General features: G+C 50.5%; 18 protein-coding genes. 11 read left to right on the forward strand and 7 right to left on the reverse strand.

Annotated elements, in window-relative coordinates:
* Nucleotides 1–25: 25 nt before the first annotated feature.
* From pcnB to J1C60_RS14350, 6 genes are all read left to right on the forward strand, one after another.
* Complete coding sequence (pcnB, locus tag J1C60_RS14325; RefSeq protein WP_128179499.1) at nt 26–1,444, forward strand: polynucleotide adenylyltransferase PcnB; 1,419 nt, start codon at nt 26–28, stop codon at nt 1,442–1,444.
* On the forward strand, nt 1,441–1,920 hold the full coding sequence (gene folK / locus J1C60_RS14330) for a 2-amino-4-hydroxy-6-hydroxymethyldihydropteridine diphosphokinase (RefSeq protein ID WP_128179500.1): 480 nt from the start codon (nt 1,441–1,443) through the stop codon (nt 1,918–1,920). The genes pcnB and folK overlap by 4 nt, the downstream gene beginning before the upstream one ends.
* A gap of 155 nt (nt 1,921–2,075) precedes the next feature.
* Nucleotides 2,076–2,870, forward strand: a complete 795-nt coding sequence (gene panB / locus J1C60_RS14335) for a 3-methyl-2-oxobutanoate hydroxymethyltransferase (protein WP_128179501.1) — start codon at nt 2,076–2,078, stop codon at nt 2,868–2,870.
* Nucleotides 2,871–2,885: 15 nt separating this feature from the next.
* On the forward strand, nt 2,886–3,740 hold the full coding sequence (gene panC / locus J1C60_RS14340) for a pantoate--beta-alanine ligase (RefSeq protein ID WP_128179502.1): 855 nt from the start codon (nt 2,886–2,888) through the stop codon (nt 3,738–3,740).
* Between the two features lie 132 nt (nt 3,741–3,872).
* Nucleotides 3,873–4,253 carry an aspartate 1-decarboxylase gene (panD, locus tag J1C60_RS14345; RefSeq protein WP_128179503.1) on the forward strand — a complete coding sequence of 127 codons (381 nt, stop codon included), beginning with the start codon at nt 3,873–3,875 and terminating at the stop codon, nt 4,251–4,253.
* A 481-nt stretch (nt 4,254–4,734) separates the two neighbouring features.
* Nucleotides 4,735–6,066, forward strand: a complete 1,332-nt coding sequence (locus J1C60_RS14350) for a hypothetical protein (protein WP_128179504.1) — start codon at nt 4,735–4,737, stop codon at nt 6,064–6,066.
* A 170-nt stretch (nt 6,067–6,236) separates the two neighbouring features.
* On the opposite strand, the gene J1C60_RS14355 is transcribed toward J1C60_RS14350, so the two are convergent.
* Together J1C60_RS14355 and J1C60_RS14360 are read right to left on the reverse strand one after the other, a co-directional pair.
* The gene (locus J1C60_RS14355; protein WP_128179505.1) at nt 6,237–7,007 is read right to left on the reverse strand and encodes an ABC transporter permease; all 771 of its coding nucleotides are present in this window, start codon (nt 7,005–7,007) and stop codon (nt 6,237–6,239) included.
* Complete coding sequence (locus tag J1C60_RS14360; RefSeq protein WP_128179506.1) at nt 7,004–7,930, reverse strand: ABC transporter ATP-binding protein; 927 nt, start codon at nt 7,928–7,930, stop codon at nt 7,004–7,006. Before J1C60_RS14360 ends, J1C60_RS14355 begins: the two co-directional genes overlap by 4 nt.
* A gap of 109 nt (nt 7,931–8,039) precedes the next feature.
* Here J1C60_RS14360 and can point away from each other — a divergent pair, with 109 nt between their 5' ends.
* Nucleotides 8,040–8,702, forward strand: a complete 663-nt coding sequence (gene can, locus J1C60_RS14365) for a carbonate dehydratase (protein WP_128179507.1) — start codon at nt 8,040–8,042, stop codon at nt 8,700–8,702.
* A gap of 77 nt (nt 8,703–8,779) precedes the next feature.
* Here can and hpt read toward each other — a convergent pair whose 3' ends face one another.
* The gene (gene hpt, locus J1C60_RS14370; protein WP_128179508.1) at nt 8,780–9,316 is read right to left on the reverse strand and encodes a hypoxanthine phosphoribosyltransferase; all 537 of its coding nucleotides are present in this window, start codon (nt 9,314–9,316) and stop codon (nt 8,780–8,782) included.
* 390 nt (nt 9,317–9,706) lie between these two features.
* Here hpt and J1C60_RS14375 point away from each other — a divergent pair, with 390 nt between their 5' ends.
* On the forward strand, nt 9,707–10,990 hold the full coding sequence (locus tag J1C60_RS14375; protein WP_128179509.1) for a cystathionine gamma-synthase family protein: 1,284 nt from the start codon (nt 9,707–9,709) through the stop codon (nt 10,988–10,990).
* Between the two features lie 129 nt (nt 10,991–11,119).
* On the opposite strand, the gene cueO is transcribed toward J1C60_RS14375, so the two are convergent.
* Complete coding sequence (gene cueO / locus J1C60_RS14380; RefSeq protein ID WP_128179591.1) at nt 11,120–12,727, reverse strand: multicopper oxidase CueO; 1,608 nt, start codon at nt 12,725–12,727, stop codon at nt 11,120–11,122.
* A 448-nt stretch (nt 12,728–13,175) separates the two neighbouring features.
* Between cueO and J1C60_RS14385 the strand changes: the two genes are divergently transcribed.
* From J1C60_RS14385 to speD, 3 genes are all read left to right on the forward strand, one after another.
* A complete protein-coding gene (locus tag J1C60_RS14385) occupies nt 13,176–13,523 on the forward strand; it encodes a YacC family pilotin-like protein (protein WP_128179510.1) in 348 nt (115 codons plus the stop codon).
* A 228-nt stretch (nt 13,524–13,751) separates the two neighbouring features.
* A complete protein-coding gene (gene speE, locus J1C60_RS14390; protein ID WP_128179511.1) occupies nt 13,752–14,615 on the forward strand; it encodes a polyamine aminopropyltransferase in 864 nt (287 codons plus the stop codon).
* Nucleotides 14,616–14,643: 28 nt separating this feature from the next.
* Nucleotides 14,644–15,453: an adenosylmethionine decarboxylase gene (gene speD / locus J1C60_RS14395; RefSeq protein WP_128179512.1), complete on the forward strand. Its 810-nt coding sequence runs from the start codon at nt 14,644–14,646 to the stop codon at nt 15,451–15,453.
* A gap of 94 nt (nt 15,454–15,547) precedes the next feature.
* On the opposite strand, the gene yacL is transcribed toward speD, so the two are convergent.
* From yacL to J1C60_RS14410, 3 genes are all read right to left on the reverse strand, one after another.
* Nucleotides 15,548–15,910: a protein YacL gene (gene yacL, locus J1C60_RS14400; protein WP_128179513.1), complete on the reverse strand. Its 363-nt coding sequence runs from the start codon at nt 15,908–15,910 to the stop codon at nt 15,548–15,550.
* Between the two features lie 217 nt (nt 15,911–16,127).
* Complete coding sequence (gene acnB / locus J1C60_RS14405) at nt 16,128–18,725, reverse strand: bifunctional aconitate hydratase 2/2-methylisocitrate dehydratase (protein WP_128179514.1); 2,598 nt, start codon at nt 18,723–18,725, stop codon at nt 16,128–16,130.
* 453 nt (nt 18,726–19,178) lie between these two features.
* Nucleotides 19,179–20,084, reverse strand: coding sequence for a glutamate/aspartate ABC transporter substrate-binding protein (locus J1C60_RS14410; protein WP_375139785.1), 906 nt, complete (start codon nt 20,082–20,084; stop codon nt 19,179–19,181).
* Nucleotides 20,085–20,115 lie beyond the last annotated feature (31 nt).

Raw genomic sequence — 20,115 nt, forward strand, 5'->3', positions numbered from 1 at the left:
TTCTTAGTCACTATCGAGGTGTCCCATTTTTACCCGAGTTGCTAATTTTTGCCGAAAAGTCCTGAATCGCGAAGATGAGGCACCAACCGTGGTTGAGGAAGTCCGTCATATGACGATCATTCCCCGTGACCGCCACACAATCTCGCGTAAAGACATCAGCGAAAATGCCCTCAAAGTGCTCTACCGCCTGAATAAAGCCGGTTACGAAGCCTATCTGGTAGGTGGCGGCGTACGCGATTTGCTGCTGGGTAAAAAACCAAAAGACTTTGACGTGACCACTAACGCCACGCCGGAGCAGATGCGTAAGTTGTTTCGCAATTGCCGCCTGGTTGGGCGTCGCTTTCGCCTGGCCCACGTCATGTTTGGTCCGGAAGTTATTGAAGTTGCAACGTTTCGCGGCCACCATCAGGCAGAAACGTTGCCCGACGATCGTAACGGCTCTCAGCGCGGTGAAAACGGCATGCTACTGCGCGATAATATTTTTGGGTCAATTGAAGATGATGCCCAGCGCCGCGATCTCACCATCAATAGCCTGTACTACAGCGTAGCTGATTTTACCGTACGTGATTACGTCGGTGGCCTGAACGATCTGCAACAGGGGATTATTCGCCTGATTGGCGATCCTGAAACGCGTTACCGGGAAGATCCAGTACGCATGCTGCGCGTGGTCCGTTTTTCAGCCAAGCTGGGCATGACCGTTGCGGCCGAAACCGCCGAGCCAATCCCGCGTCTCGCTACGTTACTACAGGATATTCCGCCGGCGCGTTTATTCGAAGAAGCGCTTAAACTATTGCAGGCTGGCTATGGCTACACGACCTATTTGCAGCTGCGTGAATATCAGCTTTTTCAACCATTGTTCCCGATTATCACACGTTACTTTACCGAGCAAGGTGATAGCGCGATGGAGCGCATGGTGATACAGGTGCTGAAAAACACCGACAATCGTATTCATAACCAGATGCGCGTCAATCCGGCCTTTCTGTTCGCCGCCATGTTCTGGTATCCCCAGCAAGAAGCCGCACAGAAAATTGCGCAGGAAAGCGGTCTCGCCTGGTACGATGCATTTGCACTGGCAATGAACGACGTACTGGATGAAGCTTGTCGTGCGCTGGCGATCCCTAAACGTATTACTACGCTGGTGCGTGATATCTGGCAGTTGCAGCTTCGCCTACCGCGTCGTCATGGCAAACGTGCATGGAAACTGATGGAGCATCCAAAATTCCGTGCAGCCTACGATCTGCTGGCCTTACGTGCTGAAGTTGAAAACAACCACGAACTGCAAAGGCTTTCCACCTGGTGGAGCGAATTTCAGGTTTCAGCGCCACCTCAGCAAAAAAACATGCTGAACACCCTGGGTGACGATCCGGTCCCGCGTAAACGCGTCCGGCGGCCACGCAAACGTATTCCTGGATCGGCACCGCGCCGGGACAGCAACAACGCATGAATCGCGTTTATATTGCCTTAGGCAGTAACCTTGCCGATCCGCTGCATCAGGTGCAAAACGCGCTTGATGCACTGGACGCACTGCCGGACAGCAGGATGCTTGCCTGCTCTTCCTTTTACCGCACCCCGCCTTATGGCCCACCCGATCAGCCGGATTATCTCAACGCCGTTATTGCGCTGGATACTCTCTTGCCACCCGAAACGCTGTTAGACAACACGCAACGTATTGAGCTACAGCAAGGCCGTGTCCGTAAAGCAATGCGCTGGGGGGCCCGTACGCTTGATTTAGATATTCTGCTATATGGTTCGCTCACTCTGCACAACGAGCGCCTTATCGTGCCGCATTACGATATGAAAAATCGTGCGTTCATGCTGGTACCGCTGGTTGAAATAGCTCCGGATATCATGTTCCCTGATGGTACCCGTGCGAAAGACATTCTGGACACTCTGGATGCCAGCGACATCCAGCCGTGGTAGTGCTGCGCCGATCATCTCTTCGCTCTTCGTGAGCATATGCCCGAATAGAATAACCGCAGCATTCCACTAAAACGCTTACGACTAAAAACAGCCTTTCCCCAGGTATTGACGATCCATTACACTGCGCTATCAAAATTTGTTGCTCCGAGATAATCATGAAACCTACCACCATTTCTCATCTGCGCCAGTGGAAACAAACTGGTCGCAAGTTCGCTTCAATCACCGCTTATGATTTTAGCTTTGCCAAACTTTTTGCAGATGAAGGCATTCAGGTAATGCTGGTGGGCGATTCTCTGGGCATGACGGTCCAGGGGCACGACTCTACGTTGCCGGTTACCATCGCCGATATCGTTTATCATACTCAAGCCGTTCGCCGCGGGGCCCCTGGCACCCTGTTGCTTTCCGATCTGCCTTTTATGAGTTATGCCACCCCTGATGAAACCTTCAGTAACGCCGCACAGTTAATGCGTGCCGGTGCCAATATGGTAAAACTGGAGGGCGGTAAATGGCTGGCAGAAACCGTCAGGCAGCTCACCGAACGTGCAGTTCCGGTTTGTGGTCATCTTGGCCTGACGCCACAGTCCGTTAATATCTTTGGCGGTTATAAGATCCAGGGACGTGACAGTGCCGATGCCGACCGCCTGCTGGAAGATGCTCTGGCTCTTGAGGCTGCGGGTGCCCAACTGATGGTATTAGAGTGCGTTCCGGTCACCTTAGCAGAACGCGTTACGAATGCGCTAACCATCCCGGTCATTGGCATTGGTGCCGGCAATGTCACCGACGGACAAATTCTGGTCATGCATGACGCGTTAGGTATTACCGGTGGCCACATCCCCAAATTTGCTAAAAATTTCCTGACGCCGGCCGGGGACATTCGTGCCGCTGTGCGCCAGTATATTACCGAAGTGGAAGCGGGGAGTTACCCTGCTGAAGAACATAGTTTCCACTAACCCAGGAGAAGATCTGTGCTGATTATTGAAACGCTGCCGATACTGCGCCGTGAAATTCGTCGTTGGCGTCAGGATGGCAAACGCATCGCGCTGGTCCCGACGATGGGCAACCTGCATGAAGGCCATATGACTCTGGTCGATGAAGCCCGTGAGCGTGCGGATATTGTGGTGGTCAGTATTTTCGTCAATCCAATGCAGTTTGACCGTCCGGACGACCTGGCACGCTATCCCCGCACGCTGCAGGAGGATTGTGAAAAGCTAAATCGCCGCGGCGTTGACCTGGTATTTTCACCCGCGCCCGCCGATGTTTATCCACAAGGTCTGGACACTCAGACATTTGTTGAAGTACCGGGCATATCCAGTCTGCTGGAGGGGGCAAGCCGTCCCGGCCATTTTCGCGGCGTCTCTACTATTGTCAGCAAGTTGTTCAATCTGGTGCAGCCGGATCTCGCCTGCTTTGGTGAGAAGGATTTCCAGCAGTTGGCACTGATCCGTAAGATGGTAGCCGATATGGGCTACGATATTGATATTATTGGCGTGCCCACGGTACGCGCAAAAGACGGTCTGGCATTGAGCTCGCGTAACGGCTACCTGACGGCAGATGAACGCAAGCTGGCTTCGGGACTCAGTAAGGTCATGAACAGCATGGCGGAGAAAATGTCTAATGGAGAACGCCATGTCGAACAACTCATTGCCGATGCAGAAGCGGAGCTTATTGAGAAAGGATTTCGCCCGGATGGCCTGGCGATCTGTGATGCCGGGACGCTCCTGCCGCTAACGACAGAGAGTCAAAGTGCCGTTATTCTGATGGCTGGCTGGCTGGGTAATGCACGTCTTATCGACAATAAACAGGTCGATCTGACGCTGTAGGCATCGTATGAATATCGGATGGTACTGACATCCGTTTTTGAAAGCCCCTGTCAATAAACATCAGGGGTTGAGCAAAACCGACACCTCAGCCCTTCGACAAGGGCGGATACAGATACGCAAGGTAACAGAGTTATGATACGCACCATGTTGCAAGGCAAGTTGCATCGAGTCAAAGTCACCCAGGCCGATCTGCACTATGAAGGCTCCTGCGCTATCGATCAGGATTTCCTCGATGCGTCAGGAATTCTTCAGTACGAAGCAATCGATATATACAACGTGAATAACGGGCAGCGCTTCTCTACCTACGCTATCTCTGCCGAGCGGGGCTCGAAAATCATCTCCGTTAACGGCGCGGCAGCCCGCTGTGCATGTGAAGGAGATATTCTCATTATCTGTTCTTACGTTCAGATGGCTGACGAACAGGCCCGCCAGTGGCAGCCGAAAGTGGCCTATTTTGAAGGTGATAATGAGATGAAACGTTTAGCAAAATCGGTTCCCGTTCAGCTGGCCTGATTTTATTTCATCCAACAGGAGGGCTTCGCCCTCCTGACTTCTTTCCGACGCCACCATCAGGATTACCGCCTGATTCTGTTTTCCTGTAGCCGCCGTCCTCTTTTGCCAGTCAGCCCCCTTAAGGCTCACCATTCTTTATTAATATTTATTCTGCCTGTGACAGAACTTTTAGCCACCAGAAGCCACTCATTGAAAAATTTATTCTCTACGCTACACAGCCGCGACCAACCGAAGAAAAACCGACATGTCTACAGTATCCTCGCTCAGTCCCGGCTATTTGCCTGTTCAATCCGTAGAACAACCGGAGAACTCCGCCGGGACGAAAGAAAATACCCTGCCCCCGGAAAAACCACCTGCTGATTTGAATATTTTGCAAAAGCACCAGCAGAGCAGAAGAAAGTATCTGAATCTTCACGCCATCTGGACCGCCGTTTCTCGTTATTCTCCCCCGCGGCCAACCCAACAGGATTATCGGGCGAAAATGGTCGAGGCCTATATCACAACGAGCCATGCTGCGAATCGGTCCCCTGCAAAGGTAAAAACGTCACTCTGGACAGATATGGGTAGCAATATATCGGCCCTGCTTAAACCCGTGGTTCGCGCAAATGGTAGCGAACTGGAAATTCCACACTCGATGATCGGCAAATCGAGATTACAGGTTCGCCGTCTGAGCGAACTTGAGGCTATGATCAACAAGGTGGAGGATGATGATGTGCGTATCATGCTACAGAAAATCTATGACCACCCCCTCACGGAAAATGTGGGTTTACAATCGGATCTTCTGCGCCATCTGTGCGGTATGCTCGACAGAGGAAAACTCAACGTCTATATAGATATCGACGATTTAACGCGCGCGCTCACATCTGAAGTATTGCAACTCGAAAAATATCAGCATCTTTCTGATACAGATATTGGAAATATGTCGGAATCAGATAGAGCCAGGTTACTGATAGATGCAATAGGAAGCTCACAGCTTAACGAGAAACAACGCACAAAAAACATCCCGATTACGCCTCTAATTCTTCATCAAGGGCACATTACGATGGGATTGGAAAACAGCATCCAAGGACAGGTCCCCGGACACAGGCGAGGCCTTAAGGTCGCCAGACATATGTTGCTGGCGATGAATTCAGGCGTTTATACCGGCGAGCGCCCTAACGTTCTTGAACTACGCGCCGAAACGCCCATCTACAGAAAGACTTACCGGGACGCCCTGAATATTATTTCTGAATTGACTCAATTATCCGGAAATACACCCAATGAGAAAATGGATAATGATTATTATACAGCTTATATCGCGAAGCTCAGCACTATGGAGGGAATCAACAGTGTGGAGGTTAATCAGCATCTTATCGATCACTTCCGTCTGGCCGAATCCGTCCGACAAATTGTGAGTGAGCTGCAACACGACATTGACCAGCTTGCCGCTCAGGTCAATGCAGGTGAGATGGGGGACGATGAAACCACCCAAACGCTGAAAAAAATAGCAGGACGGGCAATGATATTCAATCACTGCATGCATATTATTACCGGACTGGTCAACGTCAGCACCTACCTTTCACAGGTCTCCTCTAATAGCAAACTAAAAGGGAAAAAAGGTGACCTTCCAATAGTGGGTTTTTACCGTCTGTTCAAACAAGTCTCAGGGGCAGACCCCTATCAAGGCACAACCTATAGCTGGCACGGTATGATCACTATAAACTGTGATATTTACGATGAGCATTACGAATTGAATAACGCTGAGATGGCTGAATCCTTCTCCGCCATACGTGGCATGGTACTGAAACGCCTGAATGGTGGATACCAGGTTTAATCCCAGGAAGCATCACGCTATCAGCCCCCGTCCATTCAGTAATACGGACGAGATATCACAGCTCGTTTGCTACCGTTCATCGGTTGCGTGTAGAGCAGACTTCAGTGGCAGGGCCATTATTTTCCGGCCCTGCCACCCGCTATCAGGCTGAATAGAAGCGGCGACGAAACTTACGTCCGCAGCCCGCGCCCACGCTGTATCAACCCCCACACCACGGCATAAAATACCACGATAAAGGCGACTAACACTGACAGAGTGAATATCAGTGGCACATCGTTAATACCGAGAAAACCGTAACGAAAACCACTAATCATGTAGACAACGGGATTCAGCTTCGAAACCGATTGCCAGAAAGGGGGTAACAGCGTCAGGGAGTAAAAAACACCGCCAAGATAGGTTAACGGCGTCAGCACGAACGTCGGGATCAGGCTGATGTCATCAAATGTTCGTGCAAAAACGGCGTTCAATAAACCGGCGAGGGAGAACAGTATCGCCGTCAGCAGCAGCGTAATCGCCACCATTGACCAGGAGTGAACCTGAAAGGGCACAAAAAAGAGCGAAATCGCCGTGACCAATACCCCCACACACAAACCACGTGCTACGCCACCACCGACATAACCCGCAATAATAATATGGGTGGGGACCGGTGCGACCAGCAACTCTTCTATATTGCGCTGGAATTTAGCGCTAAAAAACGACGAAGCAACGTTAGCATAGGCGTTAGTGATCACCGCCATCATAATCAGCCCGGGAACGATAAACTGCATATAACTGAAGCCATGCATATCGCCAATACGCGCGCCGATCAAATTACCGAAAATGATAAAATAGAGCGTCATCGTGATAACCGGCGGCACCAGCGTCTGGATCCAGATGCGCGCAAACCGGTTTACCTCTTTGCCCCAAATACTCTTCAGCGCCACCCAGTACAAATGTGTCATGCCTTTTCTCCTGTCTTACCCTGCGTCAGGCCAACGAATAGCTCTTCCAGACGGTTAGCTTTATTACGCATACTCAGCACCTGAATGCCCTGCGCGCTCAGTTGACTGAACACGCTATTCAGGCCCTGCTCACGCATCACCTCCACTTCCAACGTTGAAGTATCCATCAAACGATATTGGAAACCATCAAGCTGTGGCAACGGACTTTTAGGGGCTAAATCAAGAATAAAGGTCTCGGATTTTAATTTGGAAAGCAGCGCTTTCATGGACGTATTTTCCACCAGCTCGCCACTCTGGATGATACCGATATTGCGGCACAGCATTTCTGCTTCTTCAAGGTAGTGCGTGGTTAAGATAATGGTGGTGCCTTGAGCGTTAAGCTCTTTCAGGAAAACCCACATTGAACGGCGCAGCTCAATATCCACCCCGGCTGTTGGCTCGTCAAGGATCAACAACTTAGGTTCATGCATTAGCGCACGCGCAATCATCAGCCGCCGCTTCATACCTCCAGAAAGCATGCGTGCACGTTCGCTACGCTTATCCCACAAATCGAGTTGTTTCAGATATTTTTCCGCACGCTTCAGGGCTTCGCGTTTTTCAACGCCGTAATAACCTGCCTGATTTGCCACAATCTGCATGACTGTCTCAAAGGGGTTGAAATTAAACTCCTGCGGCACCAGGCCAAGCTGCCGTTTAGCGTTCACCACGTCGTGCTGAAGGTCGTAGCCAAACACGCGCACTTTACCGGATGATTTATTTACCAGTGAGCTAATAATCCCGATAGTGGTTGATTTACCGGCACCGTTAGGGCCGAGGAGCGCATAGAAATCGCCGGCTTCAACATTAAGATCAATCCCCTTGAGCGCCTGAACGCCGCCGGAATAAGTCTTAGCCAGTTTTTCCAGTTCCAGTGCATAAGTCATAGGTAAAAGCGTACCCTGTTTGATTGGTTTTTTGTTTGTCGTTTAAAAACGTCTGACGTTAGCCTATAGTACTGCAACGCACTTTGACTTGTTACAGGTCTGAAATTTCATGAAAGACATTGATACCCTTATCAGCAATAACCGTGAATGGTCCAAACTGTTGGTGGAAGAAGATCCGGGTTTCTTCGAACGCCTTGCCGATGCACAAAAACCCCGTTTCCTGTGGATTGGTTGCTCTGACAGCCGCGTTCCTGCCGAGCGTCTGACAGGGCTTGAACCCGGTGAGTTGTTCGTCCATCGCAATGTTGCTAACCTGGTTATTCATACCGATTTAAACTGCCTTTCCGTGGTGCAATACGCCGTTGAAGTGCTTGAAGTTGAGCACATCATCATCTGTGGTCACTACGGTTGTGGTGGCGTCCGGGCCGCGGTTGAGAATCCAGAGTTGGGGTTAATCAACAACTGGCTGCTGCACATCCGTGATTTGTGGTACAAACATAGCTCATTACTGGGCGAATTTCCGCCGGAAAAACGCTTCGATAAACTCTGTGAAATCAACGTGATTGAGCAAGTTTATAACTTGGGCCATTCGACTATTATGCAGTCGGCCTGGAAACGCGGTCAGAAGGTAAATATCCATGGCTGGGTTTACGGGATTCAGGATGGCTACTTGCGCGATCTGAAGGTGACCGCAACCAACCGGGAAATCCTCGAACAACGTTACCGCCATGGCATTTCAAACCTGCTTTCCGATCCCGATTTCCAACGCTAATTGCAGGCAAGGCATTTTATAACAGGCCGGAAAATCCGGCCTTAGTTGTTTGTGCTATAAAAAACAGCAAAAAAGTATTACGGTTCCAGAATAATCACTTTTCCAACATAGGGCAGATGGCGATAACGCTGGGCATAATCAATGCCGTACCCCACCACAAATTCATCCGGAATAGAGAAGCCCACATACTCCACTTCCACCTGCACTTCGCGGCGTTCTGGCTTATCCAGTAACGTACAAATCGCCAGTGATTTTGGTTCACGCAGGCGCAATATTTCGCGCACTTTGCTTAGTGTGTTTCCGGAATCAATAATATCTTCAACGATAAGGACATCTTTACCGCGAATGTCTTCATCCAGATCCTTGAGGATCTTCACATCGCGCGTACTGGACATGCCGCTACCGTAGCTGGAAGCCGTCATAAAATCCACTTCGTGGGAGACATCAATGGCGCGGCATAAATCGGCCATAAACATAAATGAGCCGCGCAGTAGGCCAACCAGCACCATATCGCTGCCGCTCTCGCGATAATGTTCTGAAATTTGTTTGCCTAATTCGGCAACGCGGGATTTGATCTCAGCTTCAGAGATCATGACTTCTACAGTATGTTTCATAGCGTTCAGATTGGTTGCGAGTGAAAGCAGCGCAGTCTACCACATTTCGCTGTTTACGCATGCTGTTAGGTATCGACGTAGAAAAATGGCCATCACTCTGACTGGATGGATAGACTGCCAAAACCAGGCCAGTTACTATTTTATAGTGCTAATCGTTTTATCGATAGAACGTTAATTCATTTATCCGCGCAAACAGCGCCATGATAGCTTATGCGGATAATGGCATAGGAAGACTTGCCACATCATTTATACCGTCCAGTTGCCTCCCCGTGTAGGGGATGCCTTTCCGCGTGCGTGCCGATGCCGGTAACCGATCGTAGCCTGCGTGCCAGAGACGGGGCGGATAGCAACGACAACATTAAGATATATGCCGTTAAGGCAGGAGAAAGCATGACCGTCCCACACTCGAAGAAAACCCATATTGGCCTGCGGGAGCTACAACCCGAAACACAGATGCTCAACTATGGTTATGATCCGTCGTTATCTGAAGGTGCCGTAAAACCACCGGTTTTTTTGACGTCAACCTTTGTGTTTAAAACCGCAGAAGAAGGTCGGGATTTCTTTGATTACGTTTCGGGACGCCGTGAGCCACCGGAAGGAAGCTCAACCGGGCTGGTTTACTCACGCTTCAATCATCCCAATAGTGAAATAGTCGAAGATCGACTGGCTATTTATGAACGCACGGAAAGCGGCGCGCTTTTCTCCTCCGGCATGTCCGCAATTTCAACTACGCTTCTGGCATTTGTAAAGCCAGGTGATGCCATTTTGCATTCGCAACCCCTGTATGGCGGTACGGAAACGCTGTTGACGAAAACGTTTCGCCAACTGGGCGTCGCGACAGTGGGCTTTGCCGACGGTATCACTGAAGCATCGGTACAACATGCCGCCGACGAAGCACTGCAGCAAGGACGTATCTCGGTCATTCTGATTGAATCTCCCGCCAATCCAACTAACAGTCTGGTTGATATTGCGATGATCCGGCGCATAGCGGATAACATCGAACAACGTCAAGGGCATCGCCCCATTATCGCCTGCGATAATACGTTACTAGGCCCCGTATTCCAGCGCCCAATTGAACAGGGTGCTGACATCTCTTTGTACTCGCTGACCAAATATGTTGGCGGACATTCGGATCTTATCGCCGGCGCAGCACTAGGTAGTAAGGCGCTCATACGCCAGGTTAAGGCGCTGCGCAGTGCCATCGGCACCCAACTCGATCCCCACTCCTGCTGGATGATTGGTCGTTCTCTGGAAACATTGGCCTTGCGTATGGAACGCGCAAACAGCAACGCCGAGGCGGTGGCCCTTTTCCTTCGCGATCACCCTAAAGTAGAAAATATTCATTATCTGCCCTTTCTCGATCCTCAGTCTCCGGCCGGGAAAACGTTCACCGCCCAATGCAGCGGTGCCGGTTCCACCTTCTCTTTTGATTTACGCGGTGGACAGACAGCTTCATTTAAACTATTGAATGCATTGCAGCTGTTCAAACTCGCCGTTAGCTTAGGCGGCACTGAATCACTTGCCAGCCACCCGGCAAGCACCACCCACTCAGGTGTTCCTGCAGACGTACGTCAACGTATCGGGATCAAAGAATCAACGATCCGCGTATCGATAGGCATTGAAAATAAAGAGGATTTAATCGAGGATCTGCGCCTGGCGCTGGAACTCGCCTGACAGAAGCAAGCGCCCTGAGAAACCAGGGCGTCTAACGGATACCGTGCTCACGTCACTGTTGTCAGATTTGCGGTTGTTGCCTCGCAAATCACGTCATATTCCACATTTTCCCGCTCTTTCAAAGCGGCATTAGCTGACGGTAAACCCGAGCATCATCCCTGTGTCCTCGTGCTCCAGCAAATGGCAGTGCGCCATATAGGCGTTTTGCGTATTGGCAACCGCGTTAAAGCGCACCAGCACCTCGCTACGCCATCCTTCTACACGAACCGTATCTTTCCAACCGCTGCGATGTGCAGCTGGTGCTTTGCCGTTTTCCGATAAAATACGAAACTGAGTGCCGTGTATATGGAAAGGATGCAGCATCGCATCTCCCTCACCGGAGATAGTCCATTTCTCATACTGGCCGAGACGAACATCAAACAGGGGCTCCGCCATATCAAATGCCCGCCCGTTAATTTTATTTCCCTGAGAGAAGTCGTAATCACCCGCGTCAGAACCGTGCGACATTCCGGCCATCGCCTCATGATCGTGATGTTCCACGCTCGCGTTGTCTTCTGCGTCGCGCATCTCATCCATTCCATCGTGAGCATCCATCCCCATACCCGCCATTGCTTTATTACCATACTTGCGCATCAGGGCCTGCATGCCCAGCCTGTCCAGTTGAGGATCCATTGTCAGCTGTAACGTACGTGTATTAATACCTTCCATTGAGGGCAGCGGCGGAACAGCAACCAGCTTATCCGGCAGCGAACCACTGGCCTGGATACTCAACGGCAGTATGTTAAGTACGGGTAAAGGCTGATCGAAAGGCATCAACGTCATGCCCATTTGGCGTACTGGCAGGGTAACAAGATCGAAGGGTTTGCCCTCTTTGGTATCCACCATCACTTCAAATCGCTCTCCCGGCAACATCGATAATTCAGTCAGCATCACCGGCTCAGACAACAGGCCGCCGTCGCTACCAATCACATACATTGGGCGGTTATCACTGGTCGATATACGAAGTGAACGTGCATTACACCCATTTAACAGGCGCATCCGCAACCAACCACGCGGCACCGCATGCTGCGGGTATTGCACGCCGTTGGTCAACATCATATTGCCAAACCAGCCGACAGCGGCACGCATGATATCTAACTGATAGTCAATGCGCGAACCATCGTCAGTGAGCTGTTTATCCTGAAGGATCACCGGAATATCATCGACACCCCACAGTTTTGGCAACAGCAATTTTTCGCTATCGTTATCTTTAAGAATTACTAAGCCTGCCAACCCTTGTGCCACCTGATACCCCGTTTCCCCGTGCTGGTGAGGATGGAACCAGCAGGTCGCCGCTGGCTGTTCAGGTGTAAAGGTCACCACACGCTGTTTACCCGGTTCAATTCGGGCCTGTGGACCACCGTCAACTTCTCCCGGAACTTCAAGCCCGTGCCAGTGTACCGTGGTGGCCTCAGGCAAGCGGTTGTCGATATTTATCGTGACCTGCCTACCCCGCTCAAGCGCAAGCGCCGGACCAAGCAGATTGCCGTTATAACCCCAGCTTGCGACCTGCTTTCCGTTCCAGGTTGTAAAGCCAGCCTGGGCAGTCAGCGTAATTTCGCTGCGCGCATCGGGGCTAAGTAGCGCTGGTATGGGCAGCGGTAAACGCGTGGCAGCCATTAGCTTCAGGTTCCACAGTGGTAACGCCCCTGCCGCACCCAGCGCAGCAGTCAGCTTGATAAAATCGCGGCGTAACATCATCTGTCCTTAAAGGGGAAAGTTATCACGCAGCTTAAACCGTTCCCTGGAGGAATGCCAAAAGCCGTTTATTCTGTTGGATAGCCAGCCCCCGCCATAAGAGGCCGGGAGGATTTCTGCGCTCTTGCCTGATGATTGCACGAATACCGCATTGGGCCTGATGGTTCGCGGATAAAGGTAAAACACTGCGGCCCGTTTCTGCGCTGAAAACGCACAAAATCACAGCGTTTTGCAGAGAAAAATGCAACCGCACGTAAAATTGCCTGAAGCTTGCAGCTAACTGTGCTAACGTCAGTTTTATGTCCGCCATACCTTGGGTTTAGGCTTCAGGTGTGTTAACGCCGCCTGATCAGTCGTTATCTGCCAGTGTAAGCACCTGGTCGCGGGTTTGCCGCCGCCCTGAAACCTGAGTGAATCAGGGGTATATCGCAACTTTATGAGACGAATTATGACGAAAAGCATCAAGGCTCTGTTACTGTCAGGGCTACTTGGCTTCTCCTCCACCAGCTTTGCTCTTAGCGAGTCAGAAGCTGAAGATATGGCCGATCTAACGGCGGTTTTTGTCTATCTAAAAAATGACTGCGGCTATCAGGATCTGCCCGATGCGCAAATTCGTAAAGCGCTCACGTTCTTCGCACAGCAGAACCGCTGGGATCTTTCCAATTACAACAGCTATAACATGAAGGCGCTTGGCGAAGACAGTTATCGCGACTTAAGCGGGATCGCCATCTCTAATGATAAGAAATGCAAATCTTTAGCACGCGATTCCCTCAGCCTGCTCGCCTACGTTAAATAACCCATCTTGATTGCCTTCCTGCTGATAATATGACCGTGCAACCACGGTCATTGTTAGCTATTATGTGCCGCCCATTTTCATGGTTATACCTGACGTCATCCGCATCGCAGCGGCCCCCTGTTAATTTCTGAAAGCATAAAATGTTATGCAATCGGGATTCACCGGCGGAGCCCGCCAATCTGCAAGCGAAAATGTGACGGGTATATGCCTATAGAGGAGAGCCCCACCATGGTCCAAAATGAAATGTGGTATGAAACCCTTCACGCCGGTTTCGGACAGTATTTTTCCGTCGATAAGGTACTTTATCGCGAAAAAACAGAACATCAGGATCTGATCATCTTCGAAAATGCGGCCTTAGGTCGTGTTATGGCGCTGGATGGTGTGGTACAAACCACCGAGCGCGACGAATTCATCTACCACGAAATGATGACCCACGTGCCGCTGCTGGCCCATGGTGCAGCAAAGAAAGTGTTGATTATTGGCGGTGGCGATGGCGCTATGCTCCGCGAAGTTAGCCGACATCGCGATATTGAACACATCACTATGGTCGAGATTGACGCAGGCGTGGTCACGTTTTGTCGTCAATACCTGCCAAATCACAGCGCAGGCGCCTATGAGGATCCGCGTTTTCGCCTGGTGATCGATGATGGTGTAAACTTCGTTAATCAGTGTAATGAGACATTCGACGTCATTATTTCAGACTGTACCGATCCCATTGGCCCGGGAGAGAGCCTGTTTACATCAGAATTTTATGCCGGCTGTTATCGCTGCCTTAATCCAAATGGCATATTTGTGGCACAGAATGGCGTATGTTTTCTGCAGCAGGATGAGGCCGTCAACAGCCATCGCAAGCTGAGCCACTATTTTAAAGACGTCAGTTTTTACCAGGCAGCTGTCCCGACCTATTATGGCGGCATCATGACATTTGCATGGGCGAGCGATAACCCAGCTCTACGTCAGATGGATTACGCGACGCTAAAGACGCGATATGATGCAGCCGGCCTGAGCTGCCGGTATTACAATTCGGCGATCCACACTGGCAGCTTTGCCTTGCCACAGTATCTGCTGAATGCCCTGTCAGGCTCACGCTGATGGCGCATTTATAAGGGGGCGAACGAAATTGCAAAAGCTGAAACTACATGGCTTCAACAACCTGACAAAGAGCCTGAGTTTTTGTATCTATGATATTTGCTATGCGAATACCGCTGCTGAGCGTGACGGATACATTGCCTACATTGATGAGCAATATAATGCGAATCGCCTGACCGAGATCCTGAGTGAAACGTGCTCAATTATCGGTGCTAACGTGCTCAATATCGCACGTCAGGATTACGAGCCGCAGGGGGCCAGCGTGACTATTTTAGTCAGCGAAGAACCCATTGATCCCAAAGATATTGATACTTCTGAACATCCGGGGCCTTTACCGGCAGCCGTCGTCGCCCATCTGGACAAAAGCCATATCTGCGTGCATACCTATCCGGAAAGCCATCCGGAAGGTGGGCTTTGTACCTTTCGCGCTGATATCGAAGTTTCAACCTGTGGCGTGATCTCTCCACTCAAGGCGCTGAATTATTTAATTCACCAGCTAGAATCTGACATCGTTACCATTGATTACCGCGTACGGGGCTTTACGCGTGACGTTAACGGCGTAAAGCATTTTATCGATCATTCAATCAATTCAATTCAGAACTTTATGTCTGATGATATGAAATCCATGTATGACATGATGGATGTCAACGTCTATCAGGAAAACATCTTCCACACCAAGATGTTGCTGAAAGAATTTGATTTAAAACACTATCTTTTCGATACCCAACCGGAAGACCTGAGCCCACAGGAGCACAAACGCATCACTGATTTATTATGGAAGGAGATGCGCGAGATCTATTATGGTCGTAATATTCCGGCGACAGGACTGAAAACGCTGTAATTTTTTAACCTAAGTCTGTCATCACGATGGGGCGAAGAGTTTCGCCCCATCCATAGATGGCCACGCTAACGCAGCAATGCAGCAATGCAGCGCATTAGCGTCCCTGTAAAAACAGGCGATAGGCAGCGATCACCGCCAAAAAGTCCTCAACGCCGCAGAAGGATAAACTCTCTTCATCGTAGTAATTCATTCCCTCCTCAAGCCCATCATCATCAAAATTCATCTGGTTAGCACGAATCATGATCTCCTCTTCATCCATCCATAAAGAGTATTCATGACCAACACGCTGCCATTGACGCTCGCTGCCTTTAACCTGATCAACGGCGGCCTCTACCTCATCCAGCAGCACCAGATCGCCTTTGACTTCTTCATTAAACCAGTGACCAACGGCTTCATGCCCCATCGACATACGCACCTTGACCATACCGGTGATGTCTCGCAAAAATTCATATTCCACTGGATTGTCCTCTTTCCTGCCGTAGCGCCGGGAGTGCTCTCACCCGGTTTATCTTTCATAATGCGGACAGTGTAACGGGGAAAATGCACATTATCGCTATTTGCATCATACCAAAGCACGGCTGTATCTCATGGGCATTAAAAAAGGACGACAGTTATGCACCGTCGTCCCTTTTGCTACAGCTTTACAGCATAATCACGCGGCGTTGCCGCGCTTTTTACACCGCAGTCTGGAAAATCACACCGTCTGCTTTATCGGTATATTGAGTCAGTTGGTCAAAGTTCAGGTAACGGTAGGTATCCACCGCCGTTTTATCTACCTGAGCCATAAACTGCTGATACTCATCCGGCGTCGGCAGTTTGCCGAGCAGCGAAGCGACCGCCGCCAGCTCTGCCGAAGCAAGAAACACATTCGCGCCAGTCCCTAAACGGTTCGGGAAGTTACGGGTAGATGTCGATACCACGGTGGCACCGTCAGCCACGCGCGCCTGGTTGCCCATACACAGCGAACAACCGGGGATCTCAATACGCGCCCCGCTCTTACCGAATACGCTGTAATAACCCTCTTCGGTCAACTGTGCCGCATCCATTTTGGTTGGCGGTGCCACCCACAGACGCGTCGGGAGCTGGCCTTTGTGGCTATCCAGCAGTTTACCTGCAGCACGGAAGTGACCGATGTTTGTCATGCAGGAACCGATAAAGACTTCGTCGATTTTTTCGCCCTGAACGTCAGACAACAAGCGGGCATCGTCCGGATCGTTTGGCGCACACAGGATAGGCTCTTTGATATCAGCCAGATCGATATCAATGACCGCCGCGTATTCTGCATCCGCATCACCTTCAAGCAGTTGCGGATCGGCAAGCCATTTTTCCATACCCTGGATGCGGCGCTCCAGCGTACGACGATCGCCATAGCCTTCTGCGATCATCCACTTCAGCAATACGATATTGGAATTCAGATACTCAATGATCGGATCTTTACCCAATTTAATCGTACAGCCGGCGGCAGAGCGCTCAGCGGAAGCATCAGACAGTTCAAAAGCCTGCTCAACTTTCAGTTCTGGCAGGCCTTCAATTTCCAGAATGCGTCCCGAGAAGATGTTCTTCTTACCTTTCTTCTCAACGGTCAGCAGCCCCTGTTTGATCGCGTACAGCGGAATCGCATGAACCAAATCACGCAGCGTAATACCAGGCTGCATTTTGCCTTTAAAACGCACCAGTACGGATTCCGGCATATCCAGCGGCATCACGCCAGTTGCGGCGGCAAACGCCACTAAACCAGAGCCCGCAGGGAAAGAAATACCGATCGGGAAACGTGTATGTGAATCACCACCGGTACCGACGGTATCCGGCAGCAGCATGCGATTCAGCCAACTGTGAATAATGCCATCGCCAGGACGCAGTGAAACACCGCCACGGTTCATAATGAAGTCAGGCAACGTGTGATGGGTTGAGACATCAACCGGCTTCGGATAGGCCGCCGTATGGCAGAATGACTGCATAACCAGATCGGCTGAAAAACCAAGACAGGCCAGATCTTTCAGCTCATCACGCGTCATTGGACCGGTCGTATCCTGAGAACCTACAGACGTCATCTTCGGTTCACAGTATTGACCTGGGCGGATACCTTCGGTCCCACACGCTCGGCCCACCATTTTCTGCGCCAGCGAGAAACCGCGGGTACTCTGCGCCACATCTTTTGCCTGACGGAAGACATCGCTATGTGGCAGACCCAAAGACTCGCGCGCTTTAGTGGTTAACCCACGCCCGATAATCAGAGGAATACGTCCACCCGCACGCACTTCATCAAGTAGCACGTCGGTTTTCAGCGCAAAATTAGCCAGCACTTCGCCGGTTTCGTGATTACACACTTCACCTTTATAAGGCCAGATATCGATCACATCGCCGGTGTTCAGTTGATCAACATCCACTTCGATCGGCAGTGCACCAGCATCTTCCATAGTGTTAAAGAAAATTGGCGCAATTTTTCCGCCCAGGACAACGCCGCCGCCTTTTTTGTTGGGTACGAATGGGAGATCATCGCCCATAAACCACAACACGGAGTTAGTCGCAGACTTACGCGAAGAACCGGTACCCACAACGTCACCGACATAAGCCAGCGGGAAGCCTTTAGCCTGCAGTGCTTCAATCTGCTTAATCGGGCCAACGTTACCGGCATCGTCGGGTTCGATACCTTCACGGGCATTTTTCAGCATGGCTAAAGCGTGCAGTGGGATATCCGGACGCGACCAGGCATCAGGCGCCGGAGAAAGATCGTCGGTATTGGTTTCACCGCTGACTTTAAAGACGGTAACGGTAATTTTTTCTGCCAGCTCAGAGCGTGACGTAAACCATTCCGCATCGGCCCAGGACTGCATCACTTTCTTCGCGTGTTCGTTGCCCGCTTTGGCCTTCTCTTCTACATCGTAGAAGCTATCGAACATCAGCAGCGTATGGGAGAGTGCTTTACCTGCAATAGGCGCCAGTTTGGCATCATCAAGTGCATCGATAAGCGGATGGATATTGTAACCGCCTTGCATTGTGCCCAGCAGTTCAACGGCTTTTTCAGGGGTAACCAGAGGAGATGTTGCTTCGCCTTTCGCGATAGCGGCCAGGAAACCGGCTTTTACATAAGCCGCTTCATCAACGCCTGGCGGGACTCGATTGATTAATAGATCACACAGGAATTCTTCTTCACCCGCTGGCGGGTTTTTCAGCAGTTCAACCAGCGCGGCCATTTGGGAAGCATCTAACGGTTTAGGAACAATCCCTTCGGCTGCACGCTCGGCAACGTGCTTACGGTATTCTTCTAGCACGACGTTCTCCTCGCTCTCATTGTATTTGGCGTTCCGGCACCCAAGGTTCACACCAATGTGATCACCGATCATACCCGCTATACTTCAGGCTGCAGATTGATTAGCAACAGCTGCAAATTATTTTGGGTATCTGTGTAGGGGAAGGTGCCCGGTTCCGCGTTGGGCAGCATAGCAGGATTTCGATTGCTTGTTAATCCGTTTACAAAAAAGCAACATTCAAGTATTTTGCGCAGAAACCTACGTTTACCATGCTGCAGAGCGATTTTCGCCGCGGCTACCTGAAAAAATCTTATGCTACGATCCTTTTTGTTAAGTAAAGCTGATGACCACTTAAATCAGGCAAAATAACTGACGACTATCCTGGGTTATGGCCAGCAGGGTCACGTGTGGGTTACCGGGTTCCGGAGCCCACACCTGTTTTTAGGGCAAGAAATTTTTCCTGCCCCATTTTACTTACAGCACGTTGTTATTGGGATGAGCGAAGAGCGCTTTCATCTCTTCAGACATCTCAAAATTCATGTTCAGGCCCTTAGGCGGTATCGGCTGCATAAACCATTTTTTATACCAACCGGTTGCCTCGCCGGAGGTTTGCGCCCCGGCTATCGTGTCATTAACCAATGCGGTAAATTCAGGATCGTTTTTACGCATCATGCAGCCATAGGCTTCATGGGATTGTGCCGTACCCACAATTTCCCATTGATCCGGGTGGCGTGCTTTCGCTCTGTCACCTGCCAGCAACGCATCATCCATCATAAAAGCAACCGCACGCCCACTCTCCAGGGTCTGGAAAGAGGATGTTCCCCCTTCTTTGGCACTGATAAGGCGCATTTTCATATCTTTATTGCTGTTCATTTGGTTGAGCAGTATTTCCGATGTCGCCCCGCTGCTGGTGACCACGGTTTTACCCTGTAAATCAGCAAAATCCTTTATACCACTGCCTTTTTTCGTCATCAGACGCGTCCCGGCAATAAAGATTGAATCTGAAAACGCGACCTGCTGCTGACGCTCTTTATTGTTAGTGGTTGAGCCGCATTCAAAGTCATAGACTTTATTATTCAACAGCGGGATGCGGTTAGGCGACGTGATAGGCAGGAATGAAACCTCGATATTCGGTTTATTCAGCTTCTTTTTAATGGCTTCCACAATTTTAGTAGAGTACTCCTGTGAATAGCCCATCACATTTTTAGCATCATCCTGATAAGAAAAGGGAATGTTGGACTCCCGATATCCCACAACCACCACATTACTGTCATTGATTTTTTTTAAGGTTCCGGTCAACTCTTCCGCGCCTACAGCAGTGATAACCGACAGACCGGCACTCACTATTATTGCGTTGATCAACGCACTCTTCATACACAACCCCTTAGCATTAGTATAATTGTCCCTGACG

The sequence above is a fragment of the [Pantoea] beijingensis genome (assembly GCF_022647505.1).
In the GTDB taxonomy this organism is placed as follows: domain Bacteria; phylum Pseudomonadota; class Gammaproteobacteria; order Enterobacterales; family Enterobacteriaceae; genus Erwinia; species Erwinia beijingensis.

Bases quoted from the DNA above. Each gene is read 5' to 3' on its own strand.
- folK (WP_128179500.1), top strand. From the start codon at position 1,441: ATGAATCGCGTTTATATTGCCTTAGGCAGTAACCTTGCCGATCCGCTG.
- panB (WP_128179501.1), top strand. From the start codon at position 2,076: ATGAAACCTACCACCATTTCTCATCTGCGCCAGTGGAAACAAACTGGT.
- panD (WP_128179503.1), top strand. From the start codon at position 3,873: ATGATACGCACCATGTTGCAAGGCAAGTTGCATCGAGTCAAAGTCACC.
- J1C60_RS14350 (WP_128179504.1), top strand. From the start codon at position 4,735: ATGGTCGAGGCCTATATCACAACGAGCCATGCTGCGAATCGGTCCCCT.
- J1C60_RS14355 (WP_128179505.1), bottom strand. From the start codon at position 7,007: ATGACACATTTGTACTGGGTGGCGCTGAAGAGTATTTGGGGCAAAGAG.
- J1C60_RS14360 (WP_128179506.1), bottom strand. From the start codon at position 7,930: ATGACTTATGCACTGGAACTGGAAAAACTGGCTAAGACTTATTCCGGC.
- can (WP_128179507.1), top strand. From the start codon at position 8,040: ATGAAAGACATTGATACCCTTATCAGCAATAACCGTGAATGGTCCAAA.
- hpt (WP_128179508.1), bottom strand. From the start codon at position 9,316: ATGAAACATACTGTAGAAGTCATGATCTCTGAAGCTGAGATCAAATCC.
- J1C60_RS14375 (WP_128179509.1), top strand. From the start codon at position 9,707: ATGACCGTCCCACACTCGAAGAAAACCCATATTGGCCTGCGGGAGCTA.
- cueO (WP_128179591.1), bottom strand. From the start codon at position 12,727: ATGTTACGCCGCGATTTTATCAAGCTGACTGCTGCGCTGGGTGCGGCA.
- J1C60_RS14385 (WP_128179510.1), top strand. From the start codon at position 13,176: ATGACGAAAAGCATCAAGGCTCTGTTACTGTCAGGGCTACTTGGCTTC.
- speE (WP_128179511.1), top strand. From the start codon at position 13,752: ATGGTCCAAAATGAAATGTGGTATGAAACCCTTCACGCCGGTTTCGGA.